Below are 16,101 nucleotides of genomic sequence, written 5' to 3' on the forward strand. Positions count from 1 at the left end.
AAAATGCTGACCATTATTCTAAAAATCATTCTGTGTTCTTCCGTATTCATTGCTGTATATTATCTGCTTTTGGAAAGGGAGAAAATGTATCGGTTCAACAGGTTCTATTTACTGTCTTCCCTGGTTCTTTCTTATGTGATTCCGTTTATATCGATCACTGTACAACAGCCCAAACCGGAGAATAAGCCTGAGATCATCTTTGAAGAAACGGCCCAGCAGATTATGTACACACAGCCGGTGCAGGAGAGTTTTGACTGGATGAATGTAATGTGGATCATATACGGAATTGTCACACTTTTTTTCCTGATAAAAAGTATACTATCCATTCGTGCAGTTAAAAAATTGCAAGGGGAAAAACATCTGTATCAGAATCACAGAGTAGTTATAACGAAAGAAAATCTTGCGCCTTTCAGCTTCTGGAATACGATTTATTTGGGCGAAGATTATATAAAAAATAATACAATCGATCCTAGAATTTTTCTTCACGAGAAGAGCCATCTGGATCAAAAGCACAGTATCGATCTAATCTTAATGGACATCTTAAAGATTTTCACTTGGTTCAATCCTGTTTTATTTCTTTATAAAAAAGCGATTATCACCAACCATGAATTTCTGGCAGATGAAGCTGTTCTGAAAAGCAGATACAGCGTAAAAGATTATCAAAGCTTAATCCTTGAGGAGATTATAGCCGGACAAAGTTTACACCTAACCCATTCATTTAATTTTAACAACACCAAAAAACGATTTATTATGATGACCGCAAAAAAATCTAAATTCATTGTATTGAAAAAAGCAGCCGGCCTTACAGCTCTTGTTGCAGCTGCAGCTTTATTCGCAGAGCGAACGTATGTTATGGATCCTGTTTCGACAGCAGAAACTCAAAAAGTAAGCAGTATAGCAACAGACCATTCATTAACAACAGATCCTTATAAGGAGTTCAGAAGTATTTTAAGCAAATATTCAGAACTTTTAAACAGTGGGAAATATGCAGAATTCTCTAAAAAGATCTCTGATAATGATAAGAAAAGACTTGAAGAGCTTTACTCCCAATTGACCGATGCACAAAAGCGTGAGCAGAAAATCACCTTCTTCAATACTCCTGATTTAATAAAAAGAGTTCCTACTGAAAATGAACTGAAATCATTCCTGGATAAAAGCAATTATGCGGTGTGGATTGATTCTAAAAAGGTAGATAACAGCAGTCTGAACAACTACAAAACATCTGACTTTGCCAGTATTATCATTAGTGGAGTTGGTAAGAACGCAAGAACAGCAAAAAATCCGCAACCCTATCAGGTGAGTCTAATGACCCATGATTATTTCGAAAAAAAGAAGGAAGAAAAACCTCATACGGCCATGGGAATTAAAAAGGAAAGCATCAAAGAGATCACAGATGCCATTCCTCTTAAAGAAACAACACAGACAGATAACAATGAAGGTAAAAACACAAATATCAGCACCAACACCAATCAAAATACTACTGAAGCAGAATATCCGGGCGGAAAAGCCGCTTTAAGAAAAAAAATAGGTATGACAGTAGACACAAGCCAGTTCAGTTCTAAAAATGGAACACTCAGTTCAACGGTTTATATTCATATTGACGAAAACGGAAAAGGAACAAAGGTAACAGGATCAGGAAATAATGAGATATTTACCAACGAAATTATCAAAACCGCTGAACTCATCAACAATGAAACCGTATGGAAGCCCGCCACTAAAGACGGAAAGGCAGTAGCTTCCATCTACAAACTTCCGGCAACCATGACTTTTGAGTAAAATCAATTTATAAGAGCGCAATTATTCAGCGCTCTTTTTATGTTGTATACATTCCAAACAAGTGAAAATTTTACTATCAAAATAGTCATCTTCAAATACTTTATGAAGGCTAAAAATTTCTTTCGTATTTTTGTTGTATACATCATTTCCTATGAACTTTAATCTTCAATCAGAATATAAACCTACCGGCGACCAGCCCCAAGCGATCGAAAAACTTACCAAAGGAATAGAAATTGGTGAGAAGTATCAAACCCTGCTGGGTGTAACAGGGTCCGGGAAAACTTTTACCGTTGCCAACCTTGTGCAAAATGTGCAAAGACCAACGATTGTCATGGCTCACAACAAGACATTGGCTGCACAGCTTTTCATGGAATTTAAAGAATTCTTTCCTGATAATGCCGTAGAATATTTTGTAAGTTATTACGACTACTACCAACCGGAAGCATACATTGCCACCACCGGAACCTATATCGAAAAAGATCTGAGCATCAACGAGGAGGTTGAGAAACTGCGTCTTTCTGCCATTGCAAGTTTACTGTCCGGAAGACGGGACGTTTTAATTGTTGCCTCCGTATCCTGTATTTATGGTGTGGGAAACCCTGCAGAATTTCACAAATCATTAATATCAATTTCTACCGGAGAGAAGGTAACGAGAACCGCTTTTCTTCACTCTTTAGTTAATGCTTTGTATTCAAGAACCTTAAGCGACTTTCAAAGAGGTACATTCCGGGTAAAGGGAGATGTGATCGATGTATTTCCTGCCTATGCAGATAATGCGGTGAGGATTCAGTTTTATGGTGATGAGATTGAAAAAATTCAGAGTTTTGATCCGGTTTCGGGAAATGTAACGGCTAATTTTGACCAAATTCAGATCTATCCTGCTAACCTTTTTGTTACGTCAAAAGAAACATTGAATGGCGCCATAAAAAACATTCAGGATGACATGGTAAAGCAGGTAGATTTCTTTAGCGAGATAGGAAAACCACTGGAAGCTAAAAGATTACAAGAAAGAACTGAGCTCGATCTGGAAATGATCAAAGAGCTTGGATATTGCTCCGGAATTGAAAATTATTCACGTTACTTAGATGGCCGGCTTCCCGGGTCAAGACCGTTCTGTCTATTGGATTATTTTCCAAAAGATTATTTAATGATTATTGACGAAAGTCATGTTACAGTACCTCAGGTACATGCGATGTATGGTGGCGATAGAAGCCGAAAAGAAGCTTTGGTAGAATATGGATTCCGACTTCCTGCTGCAATGGACAACAGACCATTGAAATTTGAAGAATATGAATCTATTCAAAATCAGGTTATTTATGTTTCTGCAACGCCCGCTGATTATGAACTGGAGAAAACCGGCGGAGAGTATATAGAACAGATTATTCGTCCCACTGGTCTTCTGGATCCTGTCATTGAGGTGAGACCCAGCTTAAACCAGATCGATGATTTGATGGAAGAGATCCGGAAAAGAGCAGATTTAGACGAAAGGGTTCTGGTAACAACTCTAACGAAAAAAATGGCTGAGGAGCTGACCAAATACTTTATGAAATTTGGGATAAGGACGAGATATATCCACTCGGATGTAGAAACACTGGAGCGTATCCAGATTATGCACGATCTGCGTGTGGGTCTTTTCGACGTATTGATTGGGGTCAATTTATTGAGAGAAGGTCTGGATCTACCTGAAGTTTCTTTGGTGGCCATATTAGATGCAGATAAAGAAGGAATGCTAAGAAGCAGAAGATCAATGATTCAGACGGTGGGTCGTGCTGCAAGAAACCTTAACGGGAAAGCTATTTTATATGCTGATAAAATGACAAAATCGATGCAGGCGACGATAGACGAAACCAACTACCGTCGTGAAAAGCAAATCAAGTATAACACAGACCATAATAAGGTTCCTACCGCTTTAAATAAAAAGATTTCTGAAAATCTTGTAGGAAGAAGCAAGGATTTCCCTGATCCAAAATATACCCAAAAAGAGATCCTTCAGAAAGCAGCCGAAACCAAAGCTAACTATGGAGATGCAGACATTGAAAAAATGATCGTTGTGAAGCAGAAAGAAATGGAAGCAGCAGCTAAAAATCTTGACTTTATAAAAGCAGCCAAGCTGAGAGATGAGATTGCAGCGCTGAGAGAATAAGTTTGAGAATTTTGAGAATTTATGAGTTATAAATGATGAGTTATTTTGGAGTTAAAGGGTTTTCACTCTTCACTTGCGTAGCACAATTCACAACTGGCTCTAGCAGTTAAATTGATTAAAAAAAATTAATAAAACTAAACTGCAAATTTCTCTTGGGACTGGGATAGCTTCTCTCTTCCAGCTTCGGAATTCTTACATTATTAAAAACAGTTTAGGGGCGGCATCGAAGATGCCGCCCCTAAACATATATGTTCAACTATTCACAAAAACTCAGTTTCTGCGTCAAAAGAAGTTAAAGCCATTCAATTTCATGTAATAGGTGATAATTATCCACCCTTATTTTTTTATTCATTTTCATTTTATAATAAAGCTTCAATCTAAAATAACAATTCAAAGTGCGAATTGACAAATTAGCCATTTTAAATATGGGTTAGCTGTGTTTCCAGTTGATCAGCAAGTACTGCTGATGAGTATTTTTAAAGATATTATAAAATAGTATCATTATTTTTTCAAATACTAAAATAAATCAATACAAAGTGATGTAATAAATTTTTATATATAATTTTTTATCTATGCTTTTTTTGACTATAAAATTTAAATTCAAAAAGCTTATTACACCCTTTTTAAAGGCAAAATTGATGAATTAACAATTTTAAATTTGAAAAATATGACAAACTCTATAGGTTTGCTACGGTGAAATAACTTCACAATATAAAAGACATTCAAGGCATCATCAAAAAGCAATATTATGAAAAAAAACGTTTTTACCTTATTCATCGCTATGTTATCGGGTATAGCCTACTGTCAGGTAGGAATTAACACCGCTAGACCGCAGGGAGTTTTTCACGTAGACGCAGCAAAAGACAATCCCTCTACTGTTGTAACGCCACCTACTACCGCTCAGCAGTTGAATGACGTTATTGTAACTTCTTCAGGGAATGTAGGGGTAGGGATTAATGCGCCCACGGAAAAAATTGATGTACAGGGTAATATCAGGGTTCGAGAGCCTCTTAATGGGAGCAATGTAATAGATTTTCCCAGTGCTGTAGTAATGAAGGCAGATGGAACATTAGGCACTACAAAAGCTTCCAATGTATCATTACAAAGCTTTCAATTAAAAATCCCACCGCATAATCAGTTTACGGCAGATTTTAATAACCATTCCAATACCGCCTATGATTCAGATAACTGGTGGGTTGTACAAAAAACATCATTTAATTCATCTTCTACTGCTCCTGCAAAAATGACAATAGTTTATGAATATGAAGGTCCAGCATTCGGAAACGCCAGCAATATTTTCGCCCTACTAACAGCGGGTAATAACGCCGGGTTTCCGGATGTATTTGTTGCCTCTTTTATCTCGTTACAAACTGTTGCAGGAAAATCAAGGCTTACCGTTACTATTGCCAGAACTGATCATTTTTATAATGCATGGGCAGGCACATTTCTGTTAAATACATTGCTTGCAATCAAGCCTTAGAATATCAACCTATTTCCTTAAAATTTAAGAAAAAAACAAATCTGACAACGGTCATCAATACATTCATCATCTTCCCAAGCAAGCCTTCCATTCCGGATAGATAAGATGAAGATTCCCAAGTCCTGTTCATTGATATTTTTAAAGCGGCCCTAAAATAGACTCATTATGCTATTATACTTTAAATAAATCAAACAATAGTGATATAAAACTGATTTACACATAATTTTTTATTAATGCTTTTTTTCTACATAAAATTTAAATAAAAAAGCGGGCAATACATCTTTCATAGGGTGTAATTGGTGAATTCTCAATTATAAATTTGAAAAATTCTGTAAACTTTATAAGTTTGTTCGGGTGAAATATTTCTCACCATACAGCAATAGAGTTCAACGTCTTATAACACAATTTTATGAAAAAATCACATCGTACATCTCCATTTTATTTGTTTCCGAATATCTTATTGATCGTCATAGGAAACTCAGTTTTTGCTCAGACAGGAAAGGTAGGGATTAACACGACAACACCTACTGAAATCCTCGATGTCAAAGGTACTTTAAGAGTAAGAAGTTTACCGAATACCGGTACAGCTAACTCGATCTATACGACAGGTACAGACGCTCATTCCGGGGCAACACCAACCCAGACATTTACAGGAACCACTCCCTTAATGATCAACACCAACGGGGTTTTAGGAACCACTACTTTTTCAAATCTGGTTCCTAATAATACCGCTCCTAATTTTAACACGACAAACACCTCCGGAGCCATGTTAGTGATCAAGAGGTTTACGATTGGAGATTGGGCTTCAGGACAAAACGGTAATTTAGGATTCGACACAGGCATGTCGGTTGCCAACTGGGAAGCGATTTTATCCGGTTGGATGAGTACGTTTACCAATAATTCTACTGCATCTTCAGCCAGTCAAATTTTTGGAACACCTAATCAGTTTGGGTTCAGAATGAGAGCGCAAACCGGAGGAGCAGCTACCTGGCGCATCATCGGCGACATTGCAACCGTCAACGAAGCACAAATTGTAGATGTTCTCTTTATCAGTAAAAAGAATGTAGCTACAGAAACAAGAACAAACTAATGCTGTAAAATATCACGAAATGAAACATTTAAAACTTTTATTCTCTATTTTATTTGCAGGATCCACCAATCTGCTAGCTGCACAAACGGGAAAAGCGGGGGTTGACACCAATACCCCAACAGAAAATCTCGATGTAAAAGGTACGTTAAGGATAAGATCTTTGCCCAACACAGGCGTAGCTAACTCCATCTATACCACAGGAACAGATACCCATTCCCGCACATCTCCCACTCAGACCTTTACGGCAGCCACTCCTTTACTTATGAATAACGATGGTGTTGTTGGTCGCACTACCTTCTCAGATGTGGTTCCTAATAATACGACCCCTTCCGGTTTTAATTCTTTAGATGCCTCTACTTCGATGATGGTGATCAAAAGATTTACTATTGGAGACTGGGCATCTGGTCAAGGTGGTAATTTGGGGTTTGATACCGGTATGTCTGTTTCCAGCTGGGAAGCCATTATTTCCGGATGGATGACCACACTTGTGACAGATGTAAACAATATCCCAGTATCATCTATTTTTCGTACCGAATATCAATTTGGCTTCAGATTGAGGGCTCAAGGGGCATCATCCGGAACCTGGCGTATCCTCGGGGATATATCTTTTTTTAATGAAACCCAATTTGTAGATGTTTTATTTATTAAGAAAAAATATGTAGCTGCAGATGTAAGAACAAATTAAATGATGATTCCAAAATTTGGAATCATTTAAGACAAGCCATAAAAAAAATTCGCGTTTGATCTCTATCAAACGCGAATTGTAATTTTATTTTTTTACTGAAGCTCTGATCGGAATCAGAAGTTCCATCAGACCGTTCAGTTTAATTTCATACACCGTGGCCAGCTGCATTCCCAATTTTCCCGGGGGCATTCCTTTCCTGTTGAACCATTCAAGATAGCTGACAGGTAAATCAGCAAGCACTGTTCCCTTGTATTTTCCGAAAGGCATCTTCATGATGCAGATCTCTTTTAGTATTTCTGAATTGACTCCTTCCACTTTATACGATTAAATTAACTTTATTTCCCTGATCATTATCTTTATCCGGCAGTTCAAGCTCTGGCGGCGTATCTTCATCTGAAAATTCATTTCTGTAAACCTGAATAAGCAGTAAGGTAAACGAAATCAGGATCGGTCCAAAGATAAGCCCCATAAAACCAAATAAATTCATCCCCATGATAATTCCGAATACGGTATTCAGCGGATGGATATTTTCCAGTTTTTTCAGGAGTGTAAAACGAAGCAGATTATCCGTAAGACCTACAACGATCAAACAGTAAGCTGCAAGACCAAGTCCCTGGCCTGTATTCCCTTCTGCAATCATAAAGATACAGACCGGCACATAAACAATAGCCGCCCCCACAACCGGAACCATGGAAGCAGCAGCCGTTAAAGCAAAAAGAAGAACCGCGCTGGGTGCTCCAAAGATGAAGTATCCTATAAGCGCTACAATCCCCTGCCCTAATGCTACTACGGGAATCCCAATGGCATTGGCCATAATCAGTTTTCTAAGTTTTTCGCCGATCAAAGAAATATTCGCTCTTTTCAAAGGTGCAGATGAACTCAGAATTCTCTCAAACAGCCTCGGACTGGCCAGCATAAAATAAAGGATAAAATACATGGACATCACCACTGTAAGGGTATTGAATGTCCCGCTTAGCGCTGATGTGGAAACTCTTCCGGCAGAACTTTTTAGTTTATCCATATTTTCTTTGCTGAGAAAATCAAAATTTGTCTTTGAATAAACATAGGAATGAATTTTATCCAGAAATACATTGAATTTAGCCATGTACGCCTGGGCATTTCCTAATTTCTCGATCAGAAGATCAGCAATAAAGTAGATAGGAAGAATAAGGATAACAAGACTCGCCAGCATCAGCACAAGCGCTGAAAGCCAGGGTTTCCACTTTCTCTGTTCCTGCAGGTAGAAATTGTATCTTCTGCAGACCACATAAATGGTGATAGCCCCAAGCACCGACGGTATGAATAGCGAAAGGTTAAAGCAGATCAACCCGGCCAGAACCAAAATAATGGCCAGCAGAGCGACCTGTTTTATCGCAACGCTGCTTATCTGTTTATCCTTATTTATCATTTATAATTATTTTTTAAATTCAATCTGTCTTGGCTTTCCTAAAAAAGCACAGTATGCAGAATACATCACAATCATCATGAATGGAGCGGTTACAAGAATACCGATACCACACAGAATAATTCCTGCAAAGGAGATTAGTGCTCCCAATACTGTCACTCCAAGAAACGTTCCATAATTTTCTTTGGCAATATTGAAAGACTTCCCTAAAGCTTCAGTTGCTGATGCGTTTTCAAATAATAAGATGGGATAACCCAGTAAAAGAAATGGATAAACAAAAATAATAGGGAAGAAACACAATGACATCGCAACCGTAGAAATAATCCCTGAAATAACAGCATAGATCAGAATATTCACAAAATTCTGCTTGTATCCGATGAATAGATCAGCAAAATCGATCTGGCTTTTGGTATTGTACTTATTAACAATGTAGATCAAACCTACATACAAAGGAGCCAGCAAAAGACCCAGTAAACCTGATAAGGAAAGATACAATGAAAACCCAGGAACATTCCAGTAACTGAAGTTGGAATAATCTCCGCCGGCATCTTTCATCTCCTCCATCATGGAAGCAGAATTGAACCCGGTAAGAAACTGGATCGCAAAACCTGCTATCATGTAAATTACCATCGCTACGATTCCGTAAAGGAAAACTCCTTTAAACATTTCAAAGGAATGCGAAATGATGGATCCCGTATCTCTGTTTGGAACGGACCCTTGTTGGTCAAATTCGTTAAATTCTGACATAGTTTAATATTTAATGATTTTTACCAAAATTAACTTTTTTTGGCAGAAAAACATAATTAAACCTTTTTAAAATTTAGCTTTTTTCAGAGAAAACTGTTTTGTACAAAGAATAAATCATAGCGTTCCAGAAAGGAAATGTAAACAGACCGCCTACAAAAAATAAGGTGAAACCGATATATTTAAAGAAAACAGCCACTATAGTGCATACCAATATTTCCAGGAAATATCTTCTCAAGGCCTGAACACTCAAAGAAATGGCTTCAAAAATCCTTTTATTGTTAAAAAACATAAGCGGAGCCACAAACACAGTCACAAAAACCCAGACTATAGCGAGAATGATTGTCTGAAGGGTGTACAAATAAACAAATGACCAGAAAATATAATAGCCGATGTATTTGAAAAAATTAAATCCATTGTAGCCTACAAGAAGATCTCCCAATTCCAGTTTTTCATTCAGATCAATTTTTCTGTAAATCTGGAAAAAACCTATGTTCAGAGGATAAAGGAAGATGGATGTCCCCATAATTGCCCATGAAAAATATTGAAATCCCGGAGTAGACTGCATTTTTATAACCTGTGCAGAATAGGCTTCCAAACCGTCTTTTGCATATTTTGCAGCTTCTGCATACTGCCCTAAAATTCCATACCTCCCATCAAAGAAGAAAAGCACGGTGAAAAAAATTCCAAAATAAAAGATTGAAAATACTAACTGAAAGAAAAGTGTCTTGTTCCAGTAGAAAAAAGCCTGCTTCAATATAAAATCTATTCCCGGTTTCTGTGGATATTTACTCTGCATCAAAAAAATTTTACACAAAAGTAATCATCATTAATTATTTTTGCAGGATGTTTTCAATGAATCATCAAAAATTTCTGGAAATGGACGAACTTTCCCTTCAGAAGGTACCGTTCTTTTTCATGATCGATTTCCTTGCGGAAAATGTAGAAGTCTATCCAGAAAGTGAGATTGAAAAATCAGGCTTGTTGATTGATTTCCAAAGCTTTTCAAACTCAAAACAGGAACACGTTCTCAATAAAAAAATTGAGTGGAATCCCTTGCCAGAATCCCTTGAAATTTTTAAAGAAGGATTTGAAAAAGTACAGAAAAATATTCGCCTCGGAAATTCTTATCTTACCAATTATACCCGAAAAACGGAAATTCAGACGAATTTAAGCCTTGATGAAATTTTTTATCATTCAATTGCGAAGTACAAAGTGTATTCTAAAGATTTTTTTGTATTTTTTTCTCCTGAAACTTTTGTAAAGATTATAGACGGCAAAATTTTAACGTATCCAATGAAAGGCACTATTGATGCATCTTTGGAAAATGCGGCTGAAGTTTTGAAAAACGATAAAAAAGAAAAGGCAGAGCATTATACGGTGGTTGATCTTTTGAGGAACGATCTTAGTATGGTAGCTCACGATGTGAAAGTGGATCAGTTCCAGCATATAGATCTCATCAGAACGCAACAGAAAGACCTGTATGCGATGAGTTCTGAAATTTCGGGAACCATAAAACCTGAATTTGCAGGAAGGATAGGAAGCCTGATGAAAAAACTGCTTCCTGCCGGATCCATTCTTGGGGCTCCAAAGCCTAAAACGCTGGAAATAATCTTAGAAGCAGAAGGATACGACAGAGGATATTATACCGGAGTATGCGGCTGGTTTGATGGTGAAAACCTGGACAGTTGCGTTATGATACGCTTTATAGAAAAAGAAGGAGATAAGCTTTATTTCAAAAGCGGTGGCGGTATAACACACATGAGCAGGTTAGAAGACGAATATCAGGAAATGAAAAATAAAATCTATGTCCCAATTCATTGAAAGCATAAAAGTAGAAGATAAGGAGATTTTCCTTTTAGATCTACATCAAAAACGTGTCAACCAGACATTTGCCCATTTCGGAAAGGAGGGGTCTATTGATCTGGGAAAGATCTTTAAAAACCTTGAGCATGACGAAGACGGTCTGTTTAAGCTGAGACTTTCCTATGATCTTGACAAAAGGATCCGTACCCAGATGATTCCGTACGCCATTCCTGAGATACAGAGCTTTCAGCTGGTGGAAAACAACAGCTTCGACTATTCTTTCAAATTTGAGGACCGTAAGGAGCTGGAGAAAATGAAGATGAAATCTAAAGCGGAGGAAATCATTATTGTCAAAAACAATCATATTACCGATACTTCTTTTTCCAACATTCTTTTCCTTAAAGGTAAGGATTGGTTCACGCCGAATACTTACCTTCTGAACGGAGTACAGAGACAGAACCTATTGAAAAACAAGAAGATAAAAGAAACAGAAATCACCCTTCAGAACATTAAGCAGTTTTCTCATTTCCAACTGATTAATGCCCTGAATGATTTTGATGATATGTTTATTTACCCGATCGACAGAATTAACAATCTGCCGGGGAATGAAGAATATCTGGATCTTTAATTTCCTTTCATAAATTCGAAGTAGGCCTTCTGAACATCTGCGCTGTTTTTCCCGTAGGTATTTACTTCCAGGATTTTCGGCTGCAGATCGGGCTTGAAGAAATTCTCAAGGACCCTGTCCAATGTTGGTTCATCTTCCACTTTGATGTAGGAGAATCCGAAATGTTTGGCCAAATGTTCAGCATGCTTTCGGTGTTTGGTCGCGATAAATTCATCCAGCGTATTTGGATTCGCATTTCCAGGCCCCGGAATAATCTTAAAGATATTTCCTTCCCCGTTATTGAAAATGATGATTCTTACGAATGGTGGAATATACTGGTTCCAAAGTCCGTTGATATCATAGAAGAAGCCTAAATCTCCGGTAATAAGCAGTGTGGGGTTTGCGTTTTTAATTGCAAAGCCCATCGCCGTAGAGGTAGAACCGTCTATCCCGCTGGTTCCTCTGTTGCAGTAGATTTTTCTCTTTCCGAAATCAAACAGCTGTGCATATCTGATCGCTGAAGAATTACTGAAATGGATATTATAGTTTTCAGGAATGGTTTGCGAAGCTTTATTAAAGAAATAAAAATCTGAAAATTCAGCTTTATTCAGAAATAATTCGTGTTTCGCATCTTTTTTATCCCTTAAAACATCCCAAAGATTAAAATAAGGTCTCGGTTCAAGATTGATGAACTTTAAAAGTTTAGAGAAGAAAACTTCCGGCTTCACCTCGATTTTCTCCGTCAGAGAAAAATAGGTATCCGGCTGCCATACTTCATCCAGGTGCCAGTGTTGTTTCGGGCGTGCATTTCTCAGAAATTGTTTTACTTTCTTGGAAACAACGTTCTGCCCTACCGTGATCAGAAGATCCGGAGCATAGGTCTTATAATCTTCCTCCGTAAAATTAAAGATATAACGGTCGATATGTCTGAAAAACTTTTCATGATACAGATTGGAGTTGGCTTCACTCAATACAACCACAGAATGATTTTTCACCAGTTGCGTCAATTGATTTTCCAATTCCGGACTGTAGTCTCTGGTTCCGACCAAAAGCATAATTCTTTGCGAAGTATGCCAGTCTGCAATTAAGTTAGACGGAATCTCGTATTCCTTATGTCTGATCGTTTTTTCAACAGTCGGGAAAGAAGGAAGTTCAGAAACCAACTCGTACAATGGTTCTTCTAAAGGAATATTGATATGCACCGGTCCCTGTTTTTCAAAGCAGAGCTCGATGGCTTTTTTAATAATGTCAAAATTAATGTCTTCCGCATTCTCTTTGCTGTCTTCTATAAGCTGGAAGTCACCGTAAGAATGCTGATGAAAAATATCTTTCTGTCTGATCGTCTGCCCGTCAAAAATATCGACAAAATCGGTAGGTCTGTCGGCTGTAAGGATTAAAAGCGGAACATTCTGGTAAAAAGCTTCAGTTACCGCAGGATAATAATTGGCCACGGCAGAACCACTTGTACAAGTTATTGCCACCGGTTTTTTTTCACTTATAGCCATTCCAATTCCTACAAAAGCTGCGCTTCTTTCATCTACAATGCTATAACAGTTGAAGGCATCAATTTCTGAAAAATGAATTGCCAGGGGTGCATTTCTGGATCCCGGGGAAATGATGACGTCTGAAATTCCGTACTGCTGAAGAAGATGGGCAAGTATCTGAATACTTCTCTTAGAAGAATATTTTTTCATACAGCAAATTTAACGGATAAATACCTATTTTAAAATCATTTCAATCAAAAAAAATGTAATTTTGTAATTCGTAAATTTCTAAAAATGGATAAAATACCTAGTGTAGACCTGCGTGATTTCCTTTCGGACAACCCGGAACGCAAACAGAAATTTGTAAATGAAATCGGAAAAGCTTATGAAGAAATTGGTTTTGTAGCCTTAAAAGGCCATTTTCTTGATGACAAACTAGTAGATGAACTCTATGGAGAGGTTAAAAACTTTTTTGACCAACCCGTAGAAACGAAGCAGAAGTATGAAATTCCAGGAATCGGTGGCCAGAGAGGTTACGTAGGATTCGGTAAAGAAACCGCCAAAGGTTTCAAAAAAGGTGATTTAAAAGAATTTTGGCATTTCGGACAGTATGTGTCTGATGATTCAAAGTACAAATCAGAGTATCCGGACAACGTCATCGTTGATGAACTTCCAAAATTCAATGAAGTAGGAAAAGAAGCCTACCAGATGCTTGAAAAAACAGGTCAGTCTGTATTAAGAGCTTTGGCTATCTATCTTGGTCTGGATGAATTTTATTTTGATGATAAAATCGCAGAAGGAAATTCTATTTTGAGACCTATCCACTATCCACCCATCACTCAGGAACCAGATGACGCAGTAAGAGCTGCTGCTCACGGTGACATTAACCTGATTACTCTTTTAATGGGATCTCAGGGTAAAGGCTTACAGGTTCAGAACCACAACGGAGACTGGATCGATGCCATTGCAGAACCGGATGAATTGGTGATCAATGTCGGAGATATGCTGTCAAGACATACCAACAACAAATTGAAATCTACCATTCACAGAGTAGTTAACCCGCCTAGAGAATTATGGGGGACTTCAAGGTACTCAATCCCGTTCTTTATGCATCCCGTAAGCGGAATGTCGTTAAATGCTCTTGAAAACTGTGTTGACGAAAACAATCCTAAGTTATACGAAGATACAACGGCGGGAGAATTTTTACATGAAAGACTTATTGAATTAGGACTTATCAAAAAGTAATATAAACAAGTCAATAATTAATCTGTATTCCGGTTATCAGCCTTGTGTTGATACCTTCAGATTAATTATTGACTTTTATTTTTATCGTGGAAGCTTGGTTAAAAACCAATTCCGCAAGACATTCTCTCACAGGAAAGGCTACAGCTGTTAAAACGGTAGCATCCTGTTCCCATACTATTCAATTCTGCACAGGGATCTTCGAAAGTATCTCTAATTTCAAAACAATTTCTTGATCCTCCACTGATCTCTTTCAGGTCTTTTCTTTCAATCTTCTTTAGATTCTTCATAGTTATAGTTTGTATTAATTACTGAAGACATCGGAAACGAGTAAAACAGACTGAAAAGCTATTATTTTAATGGTTATTTTAAGTTTAGACAACTCAACCATTGAAATAGCTATAAAGTTGCTTAAAATTGTTCTTTATAACTTCTCTGTTTTATCTTCAGGCTTCATTACTTTCCAAAATTATCCCGTTATACAATAAAACTCCGGACATGGAGTAGTCTGCGTAACAGTTCCCCATGGGCAAATACATGTATAGGTATCACCACCCTGTCCAGGCCCCCCTCCTCCAGTTCCGGGGTCTACATACGGTACACATCTTCCGCCTGAGCAGATGTGTCCTGATGAACATCCTCCAGTTCCCGGCCCTTCCCCTTCAAAACAGAATGATGGAGTTAAGTCTCCGGCAGAAATTTTCTTTTGATCTACACGAGAAAGTTTTTTTAAATTTTTCATAGTTCTTTGTTTTTGATGTTTCCTACTCTATAAGCTTTTCGGATACCGCTTTGATTGATCTAAAATTAAATATTTTTAATTAATAACCAAAGATTTAACCCAATTTATTCACTACATGATGAAATCTTATGCATCAATTTTAAATTTATGTTGATTAATATTTATAATCCCATAAAATTTAATAGCAAAACCTACCACATTTTATTTTACTTAAAAATATTTTAATTATCTTTACTTTACTATCAAATTTTTAATTAAAACAATATGAAAAATCTAAAAAAACTAGACAAAGGTCAATTAAAAAGCATCTCCGGTGCAGGAGCAATTAAACTTCCTGAACCTGAATTTTGTATGTATTACTGTAACGGTACCGTAGTTTGCGCAACTTGCAGTGATGACTTCAAATGTCCGGACAACACTATGTAAGATCGAAAAATAAGAAAGAATAAGAAAACCGCTCTTTTAGAGCGGTTTTTTTTTATCTATAATTTTATCCATTCTCTGTATAAAGTCTCCTAATAAGGCTCGAGTACTATCAATAAAGCTAAAATAAGTTATACAATAAATACGAAGTTAAAATGTTAAAGTTAATTTCCCTTTTAATTGGATACAATCTCGCGCAGATCTTTCAGATTAAGCAGATTCTTTTTATAGTTACCGGAAAATAAGGGAAGGAATATTGTTTCGTTTAAGTTTCGGCTAAAGCCTATTGTATTGGGTATACAGTGTAAGCGGGCTAAAGCCCGCTCATATTGAATATATAGGAAAAATATAGAAGACAAGCTTATTGCTTATTGCTTATTGCTTATTGCTTATTGCTTATTGCTTATTGCTTATTGCTTATTGCAAATCTATGGATCAATGATGAATGATAAGTGATGTTCTGTAGTAGTAGTA

At 37.2% G+C, this 16,101-nt stretch carries 16 protein-coding genes; 9 read left to right on the forward strand and 7 right to left on the reverse strand.

Features of this window, described 5'->3' with window-relative positions; translation table 11 throughout:
- Window positions 1-3: 3 nt before the first annotated feature.
- From BM143_RS19815 to BM143_RS19835, 5 genes are all read left to right on the forward strand, one after another.
- Window positions 4-1,776, forward strand: a complete 1,773-nt coding sequence (locus BM143_RS19815) for a M56 family metallopeptidase (RefSeq protein WP_090026653.1) — start codon at window positions 4-6, stop codon at window positions 1,774-1,776.
- A 151-nt stretch (window positions 1,777-1,927) separates the two neighbouring features.
- A complete protein-coding gene (uvrB, locus tag BM143_RS19820; protein WP_090026655.1) occupies window positions 1,928-3,919 on the forward strand; it encodes an excinuclease ABC subunit UvrB in 1,992 nt (663 codons plus the stop codon).
- A gap of 748 nt (window positions 3,920-4,667) precedes the next feature.
- Window positions 4,668-5,399 (forward strand): hypothetical protein, encoded by a 732-nt coding sequence (locus BM143_RS19825; RefSeq protein ID WP_139222079.1) that lies wholly within the window; start codon window positions 4,668-4,670, stop codon window positions 5,397-5,399.
- A gap of 409 nt (window positions 5,400-5,808) precedes the next feature.
- Window positions 5,809-6,489 carry a hypothetical protein gene (locus tag BM143_RS19830; protein WP_139222080.1) on the forward strand — a complete coding sequence of 227 codons (681 nt, stop codon included), beginning with the start codon at window positions 5,809-5,811 and terminating at the stop codon, window positions 6,487-6,489.
- A gap of 19 nt (window positions 6,490-6,508) precedes the next feature.
- Complete coding sequence (locus tag BM143_RS19835; RefSeq protein WP_090026661.1) at window positions 6,509-7,174, forward strand: hypothetical protein; 666 nt, start codon at window positions 6,509-6,511, stop codon at window positions 7,172-7,174.
- 84 nt (window positions 7,175-7,258) lie between these two features.
- Here the strand turns inward: BM143_RS19835 and BM143_RS19840 are convergent, their stop codons facing one another.
- The 4 genes from BM143_RS19840 to BM143_RS19855 all read right to left on the reverse strand — a co-directional run bounded on the left by BM143_RS19840 (window position 7,259) and on the right by BM143_RS19855 (window position 10,122).
- Window positions 7,259-7,489 (reverse strand): DUF3820 family protein, encoded by a 231-nt coding sequence (locus BM143_RS19840; protein ID WP_090026663.1) that lies wholly within the window; start codon window positions 7,487-7,489, stop codon window positions 7,259-7,261.
- A gap of 1 nt (window position 7,490) precedes the next feature.
- The gene (locus BM143_RS19845) at window positions 7,491-8,582 is read right to left on the reverse strand and encodes an AI-2E family transporter (RefSeq protein WP_090026665.1); all 1,092 of its coding nucleotides are present in this window, start codon (window positions 8,580-8,582) and stop codon (window positions 7,491-7,493) included.
- Between the two features lie 6 nt (window positions 8,583-8,588).
- On the reverse strand, window positions 8,589-9,326 hold the full coding sequence (locus BM143_RS19850) for a beta-carotene 15,15'-monooxygenase (protein ID WP_034726827.1): 738 nt from the start codon (window positions 9,324-9,326) through the stop codon (window positions 8,589-8,591).
- Window positions 9,327-9,399: 73 nt separating this feature from the next.
- Entirely contained in the window at window positions 9,400-10,122 is a 723-nt protein-coding gene (locus tag BM143_RS19855; RefSeq protein ID WP_090026667.1) for a hypothetical protein, read from the reverse strand.
- A gap of 47 nt (window positions 10,123-10,169) precedes the next feature.
- On the opposite strand from BM143_RS19855, the gene BM143_RS19860 reads away from it, so the two are divergent.
- Both BM143_RS19860 and BM143_RS19865 read left to right on the forward strand, forming a co-directional pair.
- Window positions 10,170-11,147, forward strand: coding sequence for an aminodeoxychorismate synthase component I (locus BM143_RS19860; protein ID WP_090026669.1), 978 nt, complete (start codon window positions 10,170-10,172; stop codon window positions 11,145-11,147).
- Entirely contained in the window at window positions 11,131-11,757 is a 627-nt protein-coding gene (locus BM143_RS19865; protein WP_047452811.1) for an aminotransferase class IV, read from the forward strand. The genes BM143_RS19860 and BM143_RS19865 overlap by 17 nt, the downstream gene beginning before the upstream one ends.
- Here BM143_RS19865 and menD read toward each other — a convergent pair.
- Window positions 11,754-13,430 carry a 2-succinyl-5-enolpyruvyl-6-hydroxy-3-cyclohexene-1-carboxylic-acid synthase gene (gene menD / locus BM143_RS19870; RefSeq protein ID WP_090026670.1) on the reverse strand — a complete coding sequence of 559 codons (1,677 nt, stop codon included), beginning with the start codon at window positions 13,428-13,430 and terminating at the stop codon, window positions 11,754-11,756. The genes BM143_RS19865 and menD overlap by 4 nt on opposite strands.
- Before the next feature lie 84 nt (window positions 13,431-13,514).
- Here menD and BM143_RS19875 point away from each other — a divergent pair, with 84 nt between their 5' ends.
- Window positions 13,515-14,465: an isopenicillin N synthase family dioxygenase gene (locus BM143_RS19875; RefSeq protein WP_072925790.1), complete on the forward strand. Its 951-nt coding sequence runs from the start codon at window positions 13,515-13,517 to the stop codon at window positions 14,463-14,465.
- Window positions 14,466-14,563: 98 nt separating this feature from the next.
- On the opposite strand, the gene BM143_RS19880 is transcribed toward BM143_RS19875, so the two are convergent.
- Both BM143_RS19880 and BM143_RS19885 read right to left on the reverse strand, forming a co-directional pair.
- A complete protein-coding gene (locus BM143_RS19880) occupies window positions 14,564-14,752 on the reverse strand; it encodes a bacteriocin-like protein (protein WP_090026672.1) in 189 nt (62 codons plus the stop codon).
- A 179-nt stretch (window positions 14,753-14,931) separates the two neighbouring features.
- Complete coding sequence (locus tag BM143_RS19885; protein ID WP_090026674.1) at window positions 14,932-15,204, reverse strand: bacteriocin-like protein; 273 nt, start codon at window positions 15,202-15,204, stop codon at window positions 14,932-14,934.
- Window positions 15,205-15,468: 264 nt separating this feature from the next.
- Here BM143_RS19885 and BM143_RS24360 point away from each other — a divergent pair, with 264 nt between their 5' ends.
- Window positions 15,469-15,630 carry a bacteriocin-like protein gene (locus tag BM143_RS24360; protein ID WP_165571882.1) on the forward strand — a complete coding sequence of 54 codons (162 nt, stop codon included), beginning with the start codon at window positions 15,469-15,471 and terminating at the stop codon, window positions 15,628-15,630.
- The last annotated feature ends 471 nt before the right edge of the window (window positions 15,631-16,101 follow it).

The sequence above is a fragment of the Chryseobacterium oleae genome (assembly GCF_900115055.1).
Classification (GTDB): Bacteria; Bacteroidota; Bacteroidia; order Flavobacteriales; family Weeksellaceae; genus Chryseobacterium; species Chryseobacterium oleae.